The following is a 16,512-nucleotide window of genomic DNA, read 5'->3' on the forward strand; positions in this document are numbered from 1 at the left end:
TGTCAGCCCTTCTCGCCGAGCAGGCCGCCGGGCCGCACCAGCAGGATCAGCAGCATCAGCGCGAAGGGGATCGTCGCGGCCAGGCTCGACACCTTCAGCGTCAGCAGCCCGCCCACGCCTTCGGCCCAGGCACGCGCGCCCACCAGCGCGAAGGCATCGGCCAGCGTCGCGTCGACCGCGACCGCCAGCGAAGTGATGACGCCGATGAGCAACGAGGCCAGCATCGCGCCTTCGAGCGATCCGAGGCCTCCGACCACCACCACCACGAACACCATCACGCCCAGCTCCAGCGCCATGTTCGGATTGGTGGTGTAGAAGGCGCCGGCCACCGCGCCGGCCAGCCCGGCCAGCGCCGCGCCGACGCCGAACACGCCCATGAACACCAGCGGCACGTTGTGCCCCAGCGCCTCGGCCATGCGGGGCCGGTAGATGGCCGAGCGCACCACAATGCCGACGCGCGTGCGCGTGAGCAGCAGGTAGATGGCGACGAACATCGCGATGGCCACCGCGCCCATCAGCAGGCGGTACACCGGATAGTCCGAGTGACCGAGCGTGAAGGCGGCAAAGTCCAGCGACTTGGGGACGCGGTAGTTGACGGGATAGTTGCCGAAGAACAGCTTGACCAGCTCGGCAATGATGAACGACAGCCCGAAGGTCAGCAGCAGCTCGTGCGCGTGGCCGTGGTGATGCACGCGCCGCAGGAAGAAGCGTTCCACCACCGTGCCGACGAGACCCACGAGCAGCGGTGCCACCGCCAGCGCGCCGAAGAAGCCCAGCACGTCCTGCAGCGCGTAGGCGAAGTAGGCACCCAGCATGTAGAACGAGGCATGCGCGAAATTGAGGATGCCCATCATCCCGAAGATGAGCGTGAGGCCGGCCGAGACCATGAACAGCAGCAAGCCGTAGATGATCCCGTTCAGCAGCGAAACGATGAAGGTGTCCATGTGCCTTGGATGAGTGAGCCGGCGGCGCGGGCCGGCTGCCGGTGGATCAGGCGGGCCGCTGCATCTTGCAGCTGGCCTGCGCCGGGGTCGCCGCTTCGGCCGCGGAGAACAGCTTCACCGGCTTGAAGCCCATGTCGGTGTCGTCGGCCTTGTACCTGGCGTCCTTCGTCACCGTGGAGACGACCATCGGCAGCAGCACCTGGTGGTCGGCCGCGCGCATGCTCATTTCGCCCATGGGCGTCTTGATCTTCGCGGTCTCGATGGCCGCGGCCAGCGCGTTGACGTTCAGCTTGCCGCCCTCGGCCTTCACGCGCTTGAGCGCATCGGCCACCATGGCCAGGCCGAAGACGGTCTGCGGTTCCGTGGCGGCGGGCAGGTGCCCGGTCTTGGCCTTGTAGTCGGCGACGAAGCGCTCGCCCTCGGCACCGCCTGCTTCGGCATTGAAGGTGTGGGCCACGAAGTGGCCGATCGCCAGCTCGCCCGCGTTGGCGATGTTGCCCGGCTGGTCCAGGAAGATGGTGCCGAAGCGTGCCTTCAGGCCCGCGGCCTTGGTGGCCTTCATCAGCAGCAGCAGGTCGTTGGACCAGTTGCCGGTCATCACCGTGTCGGCCTTCGCCGCGCCGATCTTCGCCACGTACGGCGCGAAGTCCTGGATCTTGTTCACGTCGTGCAGCGTCTTCTCCACCACCTGGTAGCCGCCGAGCGCGGCGTTGTCGGAGATGGCCTGCTCCATGTCCTGGCCCCAGGAGTAGTTCTGGTTGATCGCGTACACGCGCGAACCCAGCGCATTGGCCTGCTTCATCGCCAGCACCAGGGCCTTGGTGCGGACCTGGGCGTTGCCGCTGAAGCGGAAATGGTGAAAGTGGCACTTGTCGCCGGTCAGCTCCAGCGCCTCGGCGCCGACGTTCACGTAGATCATCTCCTTGCCGGGATTGCGCAGGTTGTGCTTGCGCACGTCCTCGGTGATCTGCCCTCCGACGGCCGACGATGCGCCCTGCACCACGACGTGGACGCCATCCGCGATGGCCGCCTTCAGCTTGTCGGCCGCGCCCGCCGGGCCGCCCTGGTTGTCGTACTCGAGCAGTTGCACCGGCTGCCCGTTCCAGCCTCCTTCGGCGTTCATCCGCTCGACCGCGTACCGGGCCGCCGCACGGTACGTCTGCCCGGACGCGGCCTGCGGCCCGGAGAGCGTTTCGATGACGCCGATCTTCACGGGGTCGGCGAAGGCCGCACCCGAGGCCATGCAGGCGGCGATGGCGGCGAGGGAAAAATGGCGAAGCGATTTCATCAAGGTCTCCTTTTGAATTCGAATGGGGGTCGAAGCGGCGCCAAGCGGGCGCCCTTCACTCACAGGTACTCGACGTTGGCGTCGACGCTCACCGCCTGGCCGGTGACGTTGCGCGCGGCGGGGGCGCAGAGGAACAGCGCCATCGCGGCCACGTCCTCGGCAGTCACCATGCGGCGCAGCGACATCTTCTGGATGTACTGCTCGCGCACGGCGTGCGCGCTGAGGCCGGAAGCGGCCGCGCGCGCCGCGATGACGGCGTTCATGCGATCGCCCTCCACCGTCCCGGGCAGGATGGCGTTGACGCGCACGCCGTGCGGTCCGAGCTCGATCGCCAGCGACTTCATGAGGCCGATCACCGCCCACTTGGTGGACGCGTAAGGCGTGCGATAGGCATAGCCCAGCCGGCCCGCCACCGAGCTCATCGCGATGACGCAGGGGTTGGCCTTCGATGCCTTCAGCAGCGGGATCGCCCGCCGCGCAAAGAGAAACTGGCTGTTCAGGTTGACGGCCACCGTCCGGTCCCACATCACGGCATCGATGCCTTCGATGGCGGCAGTGGGCCCGGCGATGCCGGCGTTGTTGACGAGCACGTCCAGGCCGCCGAGCGTGCCGCGAACGTCGTCGAAGACGAGGTCGACTTCGCTCTCGACGGCGGCGTCGGCCATGCTGCTGGTGATGCCGGGGATCTCGCCGGACAGGCGGTCCAGGGCCGCGCGGTCGATGTCGCACACATGCACGTGCGCGCCGGCTTCGCTGAAGGCGCGGGCCACCACCGCGCCGATGCCGCTGGCGCCGGCCGTCACGAGCACTCTCAGGCCGGGTTCGGGCCTGAGCGAATCAAGAATGGTCATGGCGTGACTTTCGCGGACAGGCCGGCCGCATCCAATGTCTCGCCGCCACATTGCCTCGCGGCTTCCGGTGTGCCCGGAAGACTTCGCGAAAACCCTAGTCACTGAATCACTGAAATGACACCCGCTGCCCACGCGGTACGAGCCGCGCTCGAAGTGCAAGGCTCTGCTAGCCTCTGCCCCCGCCGCAGGAACTTCAAGCGGCGCAAGGAGCAAACGAATGGCAAGCGAGGTGGGTTCGGAGGGCATCGAAGAGATCGGCTGCGACCTCATCAGGATGCTGCACCAGGGCGCGTCGGCCGACGAGTTCGCGGCGCGCCTCGCGCAGGTCGAGGCGCTGGCGGCCAACGGCCCGGGCCGCTCGGGCTGGGGCGAGCTGGTGCGCATGGCCATGGGCGTGCGCAACCGGCTGGACCTGTGGCAGCAACGCGAGAGCGGCATGCTGACCGTGATCGAATCGGCGCGCGAACTCTCCAGCCGGCTCGACCTGAAGGAGCTGCTGCGCGCCATCGTCTCGCGCGCGCGCAACCTGCTGGGCTCGCAGGTGGCGTGGCTGTCGACGTACGACCCCGAACTCGCCGCCTTCCACGTACTGGCCACCGACGGCGCGCTGGCGCAGAGCACCGGCGACATGGTGGCCGGCCGCGGCCTCGGCATCGTCAGCGTGGTCCTGGCCACGCGGCTGCCTTTCACGACGCCGGACTACCTCCACGACACGCGCTTCCCGCACGACCAGCAGCTGGACGCAACCTTCCGCGACGAGGGCATCGCCGCCGTGGTCGGGGTGCCGATGCTGTGGGAGGACGAGGTCATCGGCCTGCTCTTCGTCGCGGACCGCTACCACCGCACACACACGGCGCAGAGCATCTCGATCCTGTCCACCCTGGCGACGCACGCGGCGGTGGCCATCAAGAATGCCAGGGCGTTCGAGCAGGCCAGCGCAGCCGTGAAGAGCGCCGAGGCCGCGCGCGCGGAACTGGAGCGCCACGCCCGCAAGGTGCAGGCTGCCGCCGAGGCGCACGAGCAGATGACGACGCTGCTCGCCAAGGGAGCGTCGCTCGCGACGCTGTGCGAGTCGGTTGCGGGCCTGATGGAAGGCAGCGTGCTGGTGCTGGACGAAGCGGCGCAGGTCATCGGCCGCGGCACCGCCCCTGGCTATGCGGGATCGGGTGCGGAGCACTACGCGCCGCACGGCGACAACAGCAGCGCACTCGCGAGCGCGCTGCGGCACAGCCGCCAGCTGGGCCGCTCCGTGGTGGCCTACGAGGCGGACGGCGAGTCCTGCAGGGTCAACGCGGTGATCGGCGGCGATGACGTGCTCGGCTCCGTCCTGCTCTTTCGTCGAGGCGAGCTCGACGAGATGTCGGTCCGCACCTTCGAGCGCAGCACCAGCATCGTGGGCATCGTCCTGCTCTCCAGGGATCGGATGGAGGCGACCAAGACGCGCGATCTTTCGACGCTGCTGCGCTCGCTGATCTCGCCGCGGCAGGACGACCTGGCGATCCTCTGCGAACGCGCGGCGCGGTTCGGCGTCGACCTCTCGCAGCCCAGCTCGCTGATGCTGGTGGATGTCGGCGAGCCCCACGCGGGCCATGCCGCACGCCGCCTGCGTGCCGCGAACCTCCTGCCCCATGCCGTGTTCGACGACATCGAGGGCGTGCTCACGGTTCTTTGCGCGACGACGAGGGCCGAGGACGTGCGCCGCATCGTGACGGAGCATGCGAGGAGCGAGTTTCCGGCCGACCACCGCGGCATCCTCTCCAGGCCGCTCTCCGGGCCTGCGGAGATCCCGGCTGTGTACGTGACGCTGCGGCGCGCACTCCCCGTGCTGCGCCGCATCGGCGTTCAGGGCCACGTGGTAGCCCAGAACGAGATGGCGCTGTACTCCACGCTGTTCGAGACGCACGACCAGGTGAGCCTGGCGGCATTCCTGGAGGCGACCATCGGCGCGCTGACGGCCCACGACCGGAAGCGCGGCTCGGAGCTGACCGCGACCTTGCTCAACTACTTCGACAGCAACCAGAGCGCGAAGCTGGCGGCCCAGCGCCTGGGCATCCACGTCAACACGGTGCGGCAACGGCTGGCCACCATCGAGGACCTGATCGGCCACTGGGGCAACGCCACCCGCGCGCTGGAAATCCACATGGCGCTGCGGCTGTGGAGCCTGAGCGCCTAGGCGCGCACGCTGCTCACCGGGCGGAGATGCGCGCCGCCTCCGGCGTCGCGTCGAACACGATGCGCGAGGGCCAGGGGCGCCATGCCGTCCCGAGCGCGGGGTGGTTCGGGTCGCCGCTGTGCGCGAACGCACCCAGGCTCTTCATCATGGCCTCCGACAGGGCCAGGCGGCCCGGCCGGTTGGCCTTGGTGAACGAGATGTTGGCGAACAGCGAGGGGCCGAAGTTGCCGAAGACGAAGGGCAGATCGAACGCATGCGCGGCGCCGAAGATGTCGTCGAAGGGCCTGGGCAGCTCGTCCCAGTCGAACTGGTAGAGCCAGATCGATGATTGCCGGGTCTGAAGCGCATTCAGCATGTCGTCGCGGATCGCCATGAACCAGATGCGGTTGAGCTCCTGCGCGCGTGCGTTGAAGCCAGTCACCGGCGCGTTCACCGGCAGGTACTGCGCCGGAATCCAGTCTTCGACGCGCGTCGCGGGCGGCCCTTCCGGATCGTGCTTGTAGGCGATGGAGAAGACGCGGGCATCGTCGATGAGCCGCCCGCTCGCGCCGCCGAGGCTGGGCCGCAGTGCGAACAGGCCGGGGAACAGCTTCGTCTCGTCGCGCGTACTGCCGGCAAGGACCGGCACCTTCACATAGCGGCCGGCGCGTACGCCTGCGATCGGGTCGGTCGCCACCACCGTTCCATCCGGGATCGGATTGGACGCGGCCATGCCCAGTGGTGCCAGGCGGGTACGAACGGTGGTCAGCAACGCATCGGGCGACTTGCCGCGGAGGTATTGGGCGATCTGCTGCGGGGTGCGGGCGGCCAGGTAGGCCTTGGCCGCAGCTTCGTCCGGCACCGTGCCGTCGGCGATCAGCGAATGCGCGAGCAGGGCCTGGCCGCGCGTGGCCCAGACGGATGCCGGAAGCACGCCCGGGATCGAACCAGGCGCAAGCGTGGCGGCCGTGGAGAGGCCGCCGCTGAGCGCCACCACGCGATGGAACAGCTGGGGCGATTGGTCGCTCACCATCGGCGAGGTCATCAACGCGTACACGTTGACCGCACCTGCCGATTCGCCCATCAAGGTGACGCGGGCCGGGTCGCCACCGAAGCTCGCGATGTTCTTCTGCACGAACTCCAGCGCCTTCACCAGGTCCAGCAGTGCGAAGTTGCCGGAGTCGTCCGCCGGGACGCCGGGCTTGAGCTGGGCGAGGTTGAGGAAGCCGAAGATCCCGAGGCGGTAGTTGACCGACACCACCACCGCGTCGGCCGTGCGCGCGAGATTGGCTCCGTCGTACACCGGGTCGGCGGTGTACCCGGTGATGTTGCTGCCGCCGTAGACCCACACGATGACGGGGCGCGGGCCGGCCGAGCGTGCGGCCGGTTCCCAGATGTTGAGTGTCAGGCAGTCTTCGGAGCCCAGCGTCTGCCCGAGCGTCGCGCCGATCGTGGCGTCGTACCGGTTGTTCAGGCCGGGGCCGTAGAGGCGCCCGGTCTGCACGCAGGCGGGACCGAAGTGCGTCGCGCGCCGCGCCGTGGTCCAGGACTCGGGATCGACGGGCGCCCTCCACCGCAGCGGCCCCACGGGCGCCTTGGCGAAGGGCACGCCCTTCCAGCTGTAGGTGCCCGTGGCCGCGCGATCGTCGGTGCCGCTCACCGGGCCGAAGGCCGTGCCGCGCTGGGTCGCGGACATCGTGCCGGCCGTATGGGAGCAAGCCTGCAGCAGCAGGAGCGCGGCGCCCGCGCACAGGCCGCGGAGGAGGCAGATGGTGAAACGCGTCCGCACGGCTATTCGCCCTTGATGCCGACCTTGGCGATCAGGTCGCCCCACTTGCGGGACTCGTCGTCGATGAACTTGCGAAATTCCGCGGCGGTGCTGCCGCTGGGCTCCAGGCCTTGCGCCAGCAGCTTCTGCTTGATGTCCGGGTCCGCCAGCGCCTTGGCCGTTGCGGCCTGCAGGCGCTCGACCACCGGGCGCGGCGTGGTGCCCGGCAGCATGAAACCGTACCAGCCGGACGCCACCACGCTCGGGAGGCCCTGCTCGCGCAAGGGCGGCGCATCCGGGTACAACGCGCTGCGCGTGGTCGAAGCCACGCCGAGCACGCGCAGCTTGCCGGCCTGGATGTGCGGCAGGGCGGTGGTGATCGCGGTGAGGGTCGCGTCGACGCGGCCCGCCAGCAGCTCGGCATAGGCCGGCGCATCGCCGCGGAAATGGACGATGACGCCCTTGATGCCGGCATCCCTGAGCAGCAGCTCGGCCGCCAGGTTGGGCTGGGAGCCGGCCCCTGGCGAGCCGATGTCCAGGCCGCTGGGTTTGCTCTTCCCGTGGGCGATGAGATCCTGCGCAGTCTTGAAGCCGGACTGCGCATTGACGATCAGGAACAGCGGCGCCATGGCGACCAGCGCCACGGGTTGCAGGTCCTTGCGCGTGTCGAACTTCTGCTTGCCGTACAGCGCTTCGGCGGTCGCGTACGGTGCCGCGGCATAGAGCAAGGTGTAGCCGTCGCCGGGGGCATGCGCCACGAGTTCATTGGCCAGGCGCGTGCCCGCGCCCGGCTTGTTCTCGACGACGACCTGCTGGCCCAGTTCCTTGCCCAGGTAGTCCGCCAGGATGCGGGCCGAGATGTCGTTCGCGCCACCGGCGCCGTAGGGGGAAATGAGCCGGATCGGGCGCGCGGGCCAGGCATCCTGGGCATAGGCGAACGATAGGGGGCCGGCCGACAGGCAGGCTGCGGCGGTGCCCAGCAGGGACCGGCGTGTGAACTTCATGGCGTCTCCTTTTTTGGGGCCGTCACGGCAGCCCGGGCAGTAACGCTAAGGCGTGGCGGGGCTATCGGGCAAGACGCATTTTCCGAGCAATCTATCGGATGACCTTATAAGTTCCCACCGCGCCGAGCGGCGCCGCTGCCGATGCAGCATGAAAAGGGCAAGTTGTCATTGCCCGTGACCTATCATCTGAGCCGATAACTGTCGCGGGGTGCGACGGAGGCCTGGGATGACGATGCATGTGACGCTGCGCCAATTGCAGGCCTTCGTGGCCGTGATGGAGGCCGGCAGCTTTTCGGAGGCCGCCGAGGCGATGCACCTTTCCCAGGCGGCGCTCAGCGGCCTCATCCGCGAGCTCGAAAGCCGCGTCGGCGTGCGCCTGCTGGACCGCACCACCCGCAGCGTGTCGCCCTCCGCCGTGGGCGAGGCCTTCGAGCCCATGGTGCGGCGTGTGCTGGCCAGCCTGGACGAAGCGCTCGACAGCCTGAGCAACCTCAAGGACCTGCGGCGCGGCGTGGTCCGGCTGGCCGCACCGGAGCCACTGTCCTGCACCTTGCTGCCGGAGCTGATTGCCAGCTACACGGCCAGCCATCCGGGCATCGACGTGCGCTTCGAGGACGTGCCGATCGAGCTCGTCCTGGCCGGGCTGCAGAACGGCAGCACGGACGTGGGCTTCGGACCTGCAGGGGTGGTGGCGGACGACGCCATCGAGGCGCACGTGCTCTGGGCCGACCCGCTGTGGGTGGCGCTGGCGCCGGATGATCCGCTGGCGGATGGCGCATCGGTGAGCTGGAAGGACCTGCGCGCCACGCCGGTGATCAACTACATGCCGAACTTCGCGCCGAACGTGCTGAGCCAGGTGCCGGTGCGCAATCACCCGCGCAAGATCGTGCCCGTGCACCGGGTGAACACCGCGCTGTCGATGCTGCAGGTCACGCGCGGCGCGGTCGTCTGTCCTTTCATCACGGAGCCCTTCGTCCGGGGCTTCGGGCTTGCCTTCCTGCCGCTGCTGCAGCCCCAGGTGAGCTGGCGCGTGGCGATGTTCGTGCGGCGCGGACTGTCGGTCTCGCCGGCGGTGGAGAGCTTCCTGCGCTTCGCGCGCGAATTCACGCGCGAGAAGGCGACCGGCAGCGCCGTTGGCCGCGGGCGCTAGCTCCCGGCGGACCTCCGCACCGCGCCGAATAATTCGGCTGCGGTTATCAATCTGTCGGAAATCTCAGTTTGTCCGATAGTTCGCCGGCCGCTATCTTGCGCAGCTTCATCCCTCCACACTGAAGCAAACCCGTGGCCACGCCAGACCTGGACTCCTTCTTCACGCCCCGCTCCATTGCCGTCGTCGGCGCCTCCGCCACGCCCCGCAAGATCGGGGCGGCGCCCCTTCGCTACCTCATCGACCACGGCTACGCGGGAGAGATCTACCCGATCAACCCGACCACGCCCGAGATGCATGGATTGCGCGCCTATCGCAACCTGCGCGACGTGGGCCGGCCGATCGACCTCGCGATCTTCGCCATCCCCGCCCAGCTGACGGAAGCGGCGCTGGAGGATGCGATCGCCGCCGGCGTCAGGAACATCGTGATCTTCACCGGCGGCTTCGCGGAGGCCGGGCCGGAAGGCGGCGAGGCGCAGCGCCGCATCATGGCGCGCGCGCGTGCCAACGGCATCCGGGTGCTGGGGCCCAACTGCCTCGGCTTCATGAATGCCAGCCGTTCCGTCTACGCGACTTTTTCTCCGGTGCTGGCGACGGGATTGGCACCCGCCGGGACGGTCGGCATCGTCACGCAGAGCGGCGCATTCGGTGCCTACGCCTATGGCATGGCGCGCGATCGCAACGTAGGGCTGTCGACCTGGATCGCCACCGGCAACGAAGGCGACATCGACGTGGCCGAATGCATCGCGTGGATGGCGCAAGACCCCGCGACGCGCGTCATCATGGCCTACATGGAAAGCTGCAACGACGGCGCCAGGCTCAAGCGCGCACTCGGCCTGGCGCGCTCGGCCGGCAAGCCGGTCGTCATCGTCAAGGTCGGGCGCACGCCGCTGGGTGCGATGGCGGCGGCATCGCACACGGCGGCGCTGGCCGGGGACGACGCCGCGTTCGACGCCCTCTTCCGCCAGTACGGTGCGTGGCGGGCCCGGACGATCGACGAGTTCTTCGATGTCGCGCATTGCCTGGCGGTGTCGGGCATGCCTGCGAACGGCAAGGTCGGCCTGCTCACCGTCTCCGGCGGGGTCGGCGTGCTGCTCGCCGACGCTGCCGCGGAGGCAGGACTCGACGTGGCCGCGCTGCCCGAGGCGGCGCAGCAGCGGATCCTCGACCGCGTGCCCTTTGCCGCCACCCGCAATCCCGTCGACGTGACGGGCCAGGTCACTTCCGAGATCGATCTTCTCGAAGTTGCTGCCAATGCCATGCTCGGCGGCGGCGGCTACGGCAGCCTGCTCGTGTTCCTCGCGGCCGCGGGCCTGACGCCCGCGATGCAGGAGATCCAGCTGAAGCTTGCCCGCGACCTGCGCCGCGATTTTCCGGGGCGCCTGGTGATGTTCAGCACCCTGGCCGACCCGGCGCAGCAGCGCGCGCTGGAACAACTCGGCTGCCTCACCTTCACGGACCCGAGCCGCGCCATCCGCGTGCTCGCGGCCATGGACTTCTTCCGGGAGCAACGCGAGCACGCGGGCGCTGCTCCCGCCGCTGCCGCCACGGGGTCCATCACGCTGCGGCCCGGCACGTACAACGAGGCCGATGCACTGGAACTGCTGCAAAGCCATGGCATGCCCGTGGTGCCGGTGCGCCGAGCCCGCACGCGGGACGAAGCCGTCGCCGCCGCGGAGGAACTCGGCTATCCCGTGGCGATGAAGATCCTGTCCTGCGACATCACGCACAAGAGCGACGTCGGCGGAGTCGCCCTCGGCGTGGCCGATGCGGCCAGTGCCGGCGCCGCCTACGACCGGATCGTGGAGGCAGTCCGCATCGCCGCGCCCGAGGCCCGAATCGACGGCGTCCTGGCGGCAAGGATGGTGCGCGGCGTCGAATGCATCCTCGGCGTGCACCGCGATCCGGTCCTCGGCCACGTGGTGATGCTCGGGGCCGGCGGGGTGAACGTGGAACTGCTGCGGGACGTCACCTTCCGCGTCGCGCCGGTGGACCTCCAGCAGGCGCGCCGCATGGTCGGCGAGCTCAAGACCGGCGGCTTGCTCCATGGCTTCCGGGGCGCGCCGAAGGCCGACGTCGAGGCCCTGGCGCAAGCGATCGTGCAACTGTCGGAGTTCGCCATTGCCGCGGGGGATGGCCTGGAATCCGTGGACGTGAATCCTTTCGCCGTGCTGCCGCAAGGCGAAGGGGCGCTTGCGCTGGATGCGGTCGTCGTCGGGCGCTGCGCTGGGCAAGGCTCCACCGTGCGCGATCAGGTGATCGAGACGCTGCCGCTCTTCGAGATGGCCCGGATGCGGTCCGCGAACACCGCCCGACGGCATCCGGTGGAAGGCTTCGCAGGCGACGGCCGGGATTCCACGATGCGGTGGGTCAACCAGTTCACCCACACGCGCAAGCTGATCTCACCCGACGACAAGGAAGTCGTGACGCCGAACAACGACACCTTGTTCACCAACGCATGGCTCGACCTCTCCGCGGGGCCCTTGGTCATCCAGGTGCCGGAGATGGGCGAGCGCTACTGGGTGCTCGGCTTCCTGGACGCATGGACCAATCCCTGGGCCTATGCCGGCCGGCGCACGACCGGCGGCGCGCAGCAGCGCCTGTTCGTGCACGGGCCGAACTGGAAGGGGCCGGTGCCGGACGGGATGCACGTCGTCAGCGCCCCTGGCGACGACGTGTGGGTCATCGGGCGCATCCTGGTCGACCACGACGACGAGGACCTCGCACGCGTTCATGCACTCCAGGACCGCTTCGGCATCTTGCGGCCGGACGGGTCACCCGCGCTGACGCGGCTGGATGTGCTGCTCGACGGCCGCCGCGCGGGCGTGCCGGGCGCCGGCGAATACCTGCGCGTCATCGAACGCATGCTGGCGCGTAACCCTCCCCCGCGGCCTGTCTCCGGCTGGCCGCCTGCCGCGGCAGCGCTCGAGGAGGCGCTTCCCCGCGTCTACGCTGAACTGCGGGAGGCGGACGCGCGCTCCGAACTCGGCGGCGGATGGACCACCGCCGTCCATGTGCGCACGCATTTCGGCGAGGACTTCGCCACCCGCGCCCGCGTGGCCCGCAACTGGATCGGCACGCTGGGCATCGAGGAAGCCATGTACGTGATGGCCGAGGTCGATGCGCAAGGCCGCGTGCTGGAGGGGACCCATCGCTATACGTTGAGGTTTCCGGGCACGGGCATGCCCGAGGTCGACACGTTCTGGTCGGTCACGCTCTATCGCCGTGAAGACTGCCTGCTGGCGCGCAACCCCATCAACCGGCACTCCATCGGCGACCGCACGCGCGGGCTGCATCGCGATGCAGACGGCGGCTTGACCCTGGCGATCCAGGCGGACGATCCCGGCCCGGGAAAGAATTGGCTGCCCGCGCCGGCAGGAGAGGGCTTCTACCTGACCTTGCGGCTCTACCAGCCGCGCCGGGCCCACCTGGAGGGCACATTCAGCTATCCGCCCGTGCACCGCGTGGATTGAGGCATCGCCGGCCATCTGGTTTATTGACCAAAGGGGGCAAAGGTTCTTCACTAGCGGTTGTGCAGAAATCGTCCCCGCCTCCGCTCGGCCATCCGCCCGCCAGGCAGCAGATCCGCTTCGCGCGCGGCCACGACGGCGTGCGCCTGGCCTACGCCCTCTGCGGCCAGGGTCCGCTGCTGATCAAGGCGGCCACCTGGCTTTCGCACCTCGAGTTCGACTGGGAAAGCCCGGTGTGGCGCCACGTGCTCGACGGGCTGTCCACCAACGCCACCTTCGTGCGCTACGACGAGCGCGGCTGCGGCCTGTCGGACTGGGAGGTCGAGGACCTGGGCTTCGACAGCTGGCTGCGCGACCTCGAGACCCTGGTCGATGCGCTGGGCGCCGAGCGCTTCGGCCTGCTCGGCATTTCGCAGGGCGCGTCCATCGCCATCGCCTATGCCGCCCGGCATCCCGATCGGGTGAGCCGCCTGGTGCTGCACGGCGGCTACGCGCGCGGCCGCCTGTTGCGCAACCCCACGCCGGAGCAGCGCGAGGAGGCCGAGATGATGCGCAAGCTCGCCCAGCTGGGCTGGGGCAAGCAGGACCCCGCCTTTCGCCAGTTCTTCACCAGCCAGTTCATCCCCGGCGGCACGCCCGAGCAGCATCGTTGGTTCAACGAGCTGGAGCGCATCTCCACCTCGCCGGCCAACGCCGCGCGCTTCATGCGCGAGTTCGACCAGATCGATGTCGTAGCCCGTTTGGCCGAGGTGCGCTGCCCCACGCTGGTGCTTCACAGCACCCGCGACGTCCGCGTGCCCTTTGCCGAGGGACGGCTGATCGCGAGCGCGATCCCGGACGCGCGCTTCGTGCCGATCGACAGCGGCAACCACCTGATCCTCGCGCACGAGCCGGCCTGGGCCCACTGGCTGGCCGAGGTGCGCCGTTTCCTGGGCGAAGCGGCGCCTGCGCGCGACCCGGTGTTCGAGACCCTCACCGCCCGCGAGCGCGCCCTGCTCGAACTGCTTGCCCAGGGCCGCGACAACGCCCAGATCGCGGCCACGCTCGGCCTGTCGGAGAAGACCGTGCGCAACCGGCTGACCAGTGTGTTCTCCAAGCTGGATGTCGACAGCCGGGGCCGCGCGATCGTGCTGGCGCGCGATTCGGGCTTCGGCAAGCTGAGCGCCTGAGCGCGCAGCCTCGGCAGATGGTGTGTGCCGCGTGACGCAAATCTTCAAGACCACGCGTGCGGCGCTGCCTATGCTCGGACTCAACTCCTTTCTCGCCCTCGATCGGATCACGCCATGTTGACCAGGATCATCCACCTCGCCGCTGTCGCCGTTGTCGTCACGCTTGCGCTGCAGACGCCGCCGGCGCAGGCCATCGACTCGGCCTCCCTGCCCTCCTCGATCCGCCTCGCCAACGCTCGGGCGCTGATCGAGGCCAAGGACTGGAAGGGGGCCATCGCCGAGCTGCAGGGCGTGGACGCCCCCAACGACGCCGACTGGAACAACCTGATGGGCTTCAGCCACCGCAAGGCGAAGAAGCCCGACTACGTGGCCGCCGAACGCTTCTACGACGCCGCCCTGCGCATCGAGCCCAGCCACCGGGGCGCCCTTTCGTATTCCGGCGAGCTCTACCTGGTGCTGGGCAATCTGCCGAAGGCCGAGCAGCGCCTCACCACGCTGAAGCTGGTGTGCAACAACGCCTGCCCCGAGCAGGACCGCCTGGCCCAGGCGATCGTGCGCTACAAGGAAGCCGGCAAGTACGTGCCGGAGCCCGAGGAGCCTGCGCAGAGCGGCGCGCGCGCTGCGCAGTGAGCGGATCCCGCGGAAGGGCTGCGCTTCAGCCGTGCAAGGTCCAGCGGGCCAGCACCTCGTGCCGGCCTTGGCCGATCAGGCTGCGCACCAGCACGAACTCGTTCGCTGTCCAGGCGATCGGCTGGATCGCGCGCGGGGCCACGTGCGTGTCGTCATACAGCAGCGTCAGGTGCGGCGTGTAGTGGGCGGCACCGCCGTCGTTTTCCCCGGCGCGGGCCATCGCCTTGCAGAGGGCCTGCCGGAAAGCCTTCGCGGCGATCAGGCCGTCCTCGCCCAGCAGCACCAACGGCATGTTGCTCGGCCTGCGGGAGAAGCTGCCCACACGGTCGAAGCCGAGCTTGTACGCGGGGATGACCGTCAGCGCCTGGACAGCCGCGCAGGCCGCATCGACCAGCGGCCGGGGTACGCCCGCAAAGGCGCCCAGGTGGAGCAGCGTGACGTGGAAGCGCGAGGCGCCGAGCGCCTTGCCCTTCAGCCCATGGTCGTGGCGCAGGTCCGCGATCAAGCGCTCGATGCGGGCGATGGCTGGTGCGTCCGGCAGCAGCGCGAAGAACAGCCTGTCGGTGTTCGGCGGCGGCGCGGGCGCGACGCCCTCCGGCGAGGGCTCCCGCGCGCCGCGCCCCGGCGTCACGACTCGTCGCCGCGCGCCTCCAGCGCGCGGTTGATGCTGAGCGCCGCCAGCGTGCACGCGGCGCCCGACAGCAGGTAGACGCTGACGTAGGCCAGCCCGAAATTGGCCGACAGGCCCAGCGCCACCAGCGGTGCGAAGGCAGCGCCGATGAGCCAGGCCAGGTCCGCGGTCAGCGCGGCGCCGGTGTAGCGGTACTTGCGCGCGAAATTGGCCGTCACGGTACCCGAGGCCTGGCCGTAGGAAAGGCCCAGCAGCACGAAGCCGACCAGCATGAACACGTCCTGGCCCAGCGTGCCGCCGCCCAGCAGCGTCGGCGCGAAGCCGCTGAAGACGGCGATCATCACGGCCAGGGTGCCCAGGGTGCGGCGCCGGCCCACGCGGTCGGCGATCCAGCCCGAGGCGACGATGCCGCCGGCCGCCAGGAAGGCGCCGATGATCTGGATGATGAGGAACTCGGTGATGGACTGGTCCGAGTAGAGCCGGATCCACGACAGCGGGAAGACCGTGACCAGGTGGAACAGCGCGTAGCTCGCCAGCGCCGCGAAGGCGCCGATCAGCAGGTTGCCGCCCTGGGTGCGAACCAGCTCGACCACGCTGGTGGGCTCGAGCTCGCCCTCTTCCATCAGCTGCTCGTACTCGTGCGTGACCACCAGCCGCAGCCGCGCGAACAAGGCCACGACGTTGATCGCGAAGGCCACGAAGAAGGCATAGCGCCATCCCCAGGCGAGGAAATCGTCGAACGACAGGCTGGCCCACAAGAACGCGAACAGGCCGCTGGCCACCACGAAGCCCACAGGCGCGCCCAGTTGCCCGAGCATCGAGTACCAGCCGCGCCGGTTCGGCGGCGCGTTCATGGCGAGCAGCGAAGGCAGGCCGTCCCAGGAGCCGCCCAGCGCCAGGCCCTGGCCGACGCGGAAGATCGACAGCAGCACGATGGACAGCGCCCCCGCGCTCTCGTACCCCGGCAGGAAGGCGATGCCGACGGTGGAAGTGCCCAGCAGGAACAGGGCCATGGTGAGCTTGGTGGCGCGCCCCCAGCGGCGCTGCACGTGCATCGAGATCACCGTGCCGATGGGCCGCGCGATGAATGCGAACGAGAAGATGACGAAGGCGTAAAGTGTGCCCTCCAGCCGCTGCTCGAAGGGAAAGAACAGCGCCGGAAAGACCAGCACCGAAGCGATGCCGTAGACGAAGAAGTCGAAATACTCGGACGCACGGCCGATGACCACGCCGACGGCGATCTCGCCGGGCGCGACCTTCGAATGGTCGGCGGTGATGAGCCGGACATCCCTCTCGAGGGAGTCGGACGAGGGTTCGGGATGGGTGTGACTGATGCTGGACATCGCGGTGCTACGGATTCAGGGAGCCTTGCAAGAGCCGTCAGGGTCGCATCAGATGCAGTTTTGCGCCATAGGACAAAACGTCCAATCGCCAAGCGCCCCCGATGGGGATACATTT

General features: G+C 69.2%; 12 protein-coding genes. 5 read left to right on the top strand and 7 right to left on the bottom strand.

From position 1 onward, the window contains the following. Window positions 1-2: 2 nt before the first annotated feature. From E5P3_RS17075 to E5P3_RS17085, 3 genes are read right to left on the bottom strand one after another with little or no spacing between them, the layout of a single operon-like run. On the bottom strand, window positions 3-944 hold the full coding sequence (locus E5P3_RS17075; protein ID WP_162587059.1) for a branched-chain amino acid ABC transporter permease: 942 nt from the start codon (window positions 942-944) through the stop codon (window positions 3-5). Between the two features lie 46 nt (window positions 945-990). After that, window positions 991-2,232 (bottom strand): branched-chain amino acid ABC transporter substrate-binding protein, encoded by a 1,242-nt coding sequence (locus E5P3_RS17080; protein ID WP_162587060.1) that lies wholly within the window; start codon window positions 2,230-2,232, stop codon window positions 991-993. Between the two features lie 59 nt (window positions 2,233-2,291). After that, window positions 2,292-3,083 (bottom strand): SDR family oxidoreductase, encoded by a 792-nt coding sequence (locus E5P3_RS17085; protein WP_162587061.1) that lies wholly within the window; start codon window positions 3,081-3,083, stop codon window positions 2,292-2,294. Between the two features lie 217 nt (window positions 3,084-3,300). On the opposite strand from E5P3_RS17085, the gene E5P3_RS17090 reads away from it, so the two are divergent. After that, a complete protein-coding gene (locus E5P3_RS17090; protein WP_162587062.1) occupies window positions 3,301-5,256 on the top strand; it encodes a helix-turn-helix domain-containing protein in 1,956 nt (651 codons plus the stop codon). Window positions 5,257-5,269: 13 nt separating this feature from the next. Here E5P3_RS17090 and E5P3_RS17095 read toward each other — a convergent pair whose 3' ends face one another. Together E5P3_RS17095 and E5P3_RS17100 are read right to left on the bottom strand one after the other, a co-directional pair. Beyond that, window positions 5,270-6,931 (bottom strand): carboxylesterase family protein, encoded by a 1,662-nt coding sequence (locus E5P3_RS17095; protein ID WP_162589725.1) that lies wholly within the window; start codon window positions 6,929-6,931, stop codon window positions 5,270-5,272. A gap of 95 nt (window positions 6,932-7,026) precedes the next feature. Next, window positions 7,027-8,007 (bottom strand): Bug family tripartite tricarboxylate transporter substrate binding protein, encoded by a 981-nt coding sequence (locus E5P3_RS17100; protein WP_162587063.1) that lies wholly within the window; start codon window positions 8,005-8,007, stop codon window positions 7,027-7,029. A 226-nt stretch (window positions 8,008-8,233) separates the two neighbouring features. On the opposite strand from E5P3_RS17100, the gene E5P3_RS17105 reads away from it, so the two are divergent. The 4 genes from E5P3_RS17105 (at window position 8,234) to E5P3_RS17120 (ending at window position 14,423) form a co-directional block, all read left to right on the top strand. Continuing rightward, window positions 8,234-9,157, top strand: a complete 924-nt coding sequence (locus E5P3_RS17105; RefSeq protein ID WP_162587064.1) for a LysR family transcriptional regulator — start codon at window positions 8,234-8,236, stop codon at window positions 9,155-9,157. 131 nt (window positions 9,158-9,288) lie between these two features. Further along, window positions 9,289-12,627 carry an acetate--CoA ligase family protein gene (locus tag E5P3_RS17110; protein ID WP_162587065.1) on the top strand — a complete coding sequence of 1,113 codons (3,339 nt, stop codon included), beginning with the start codon at window positions 9,289-9,291 and terminating at the stop codon, window positions 12,625-12,627. A 59-nt stretch (window positions 12,628-12,686) separates the two neighbouring features. Continuing rightward, complete coding sequence (locus E5P3_RS17115; protein ID WP_162587066.1) at window positions 12,687-13,793, top strand: alpha/beta fold hydrolase; 1,107 nt, start codon at window positions 12,687-12,689, stop codon at window positions 13,791-13,793. A gap of 114 nt (window positions 13,794-13,907) precedes the next feature. Then, entirely contained in the window at window positions 13,908-14,423 is a 516-nt protein-coding gene (locus E5P3_RS17120) for a tetratricopeptide repeat protein (protein ID WP_162587067.1), read from the top strand. Between the two features lie 25 nt (window positions 14,424-14,448). On the opposite strand, the gene E5P3_RS17125 is transcribed toward E5P3_RS17120, so the two are convergent. Both E5P3_RS17125 and E5P3_RS17130 read right to left on the bottom strand, forming a co-directional pair. Then, the gene (locus E5P3_RS17125; RefSeq protein WP_162587068.1) at window positions 14,449-15,054 is read right to left on the bottom strand and encodes a 2'-5' RNA ligase family protein; all 606 of its coding nucleotides are present in this window, start codon (window positions 15,052-15,054) and stop codon (window positions 14,449-14,451) included. Continuing rightward, a complete protein-coding gene (locus tag E5P3_RS17130) occupies window positions 15,051-16,397 on the bottom strand; it encodes an MFS transporter (protein ID WP_162587069.1) in 1,347 nt (448 codons plus the stop codon). The genes E5P3_RS17125 and E5P3_RS17130 overlap by 4 nt, the downstream gene beginning before the upstream one ends. Window positions 16,398-16,512: the final 115 nt, after the last annotated feature.

It is taken from the genome of Variovorax sp. RA8, from assembly GCF_901827175.1.
In the GTDB taxonomy this organism is placed as follows: Bacteria; Pseudomonadota; Gammaproteobacteria; order Burkholderiales; family Burkholderiaceae_C; genus Variovorax.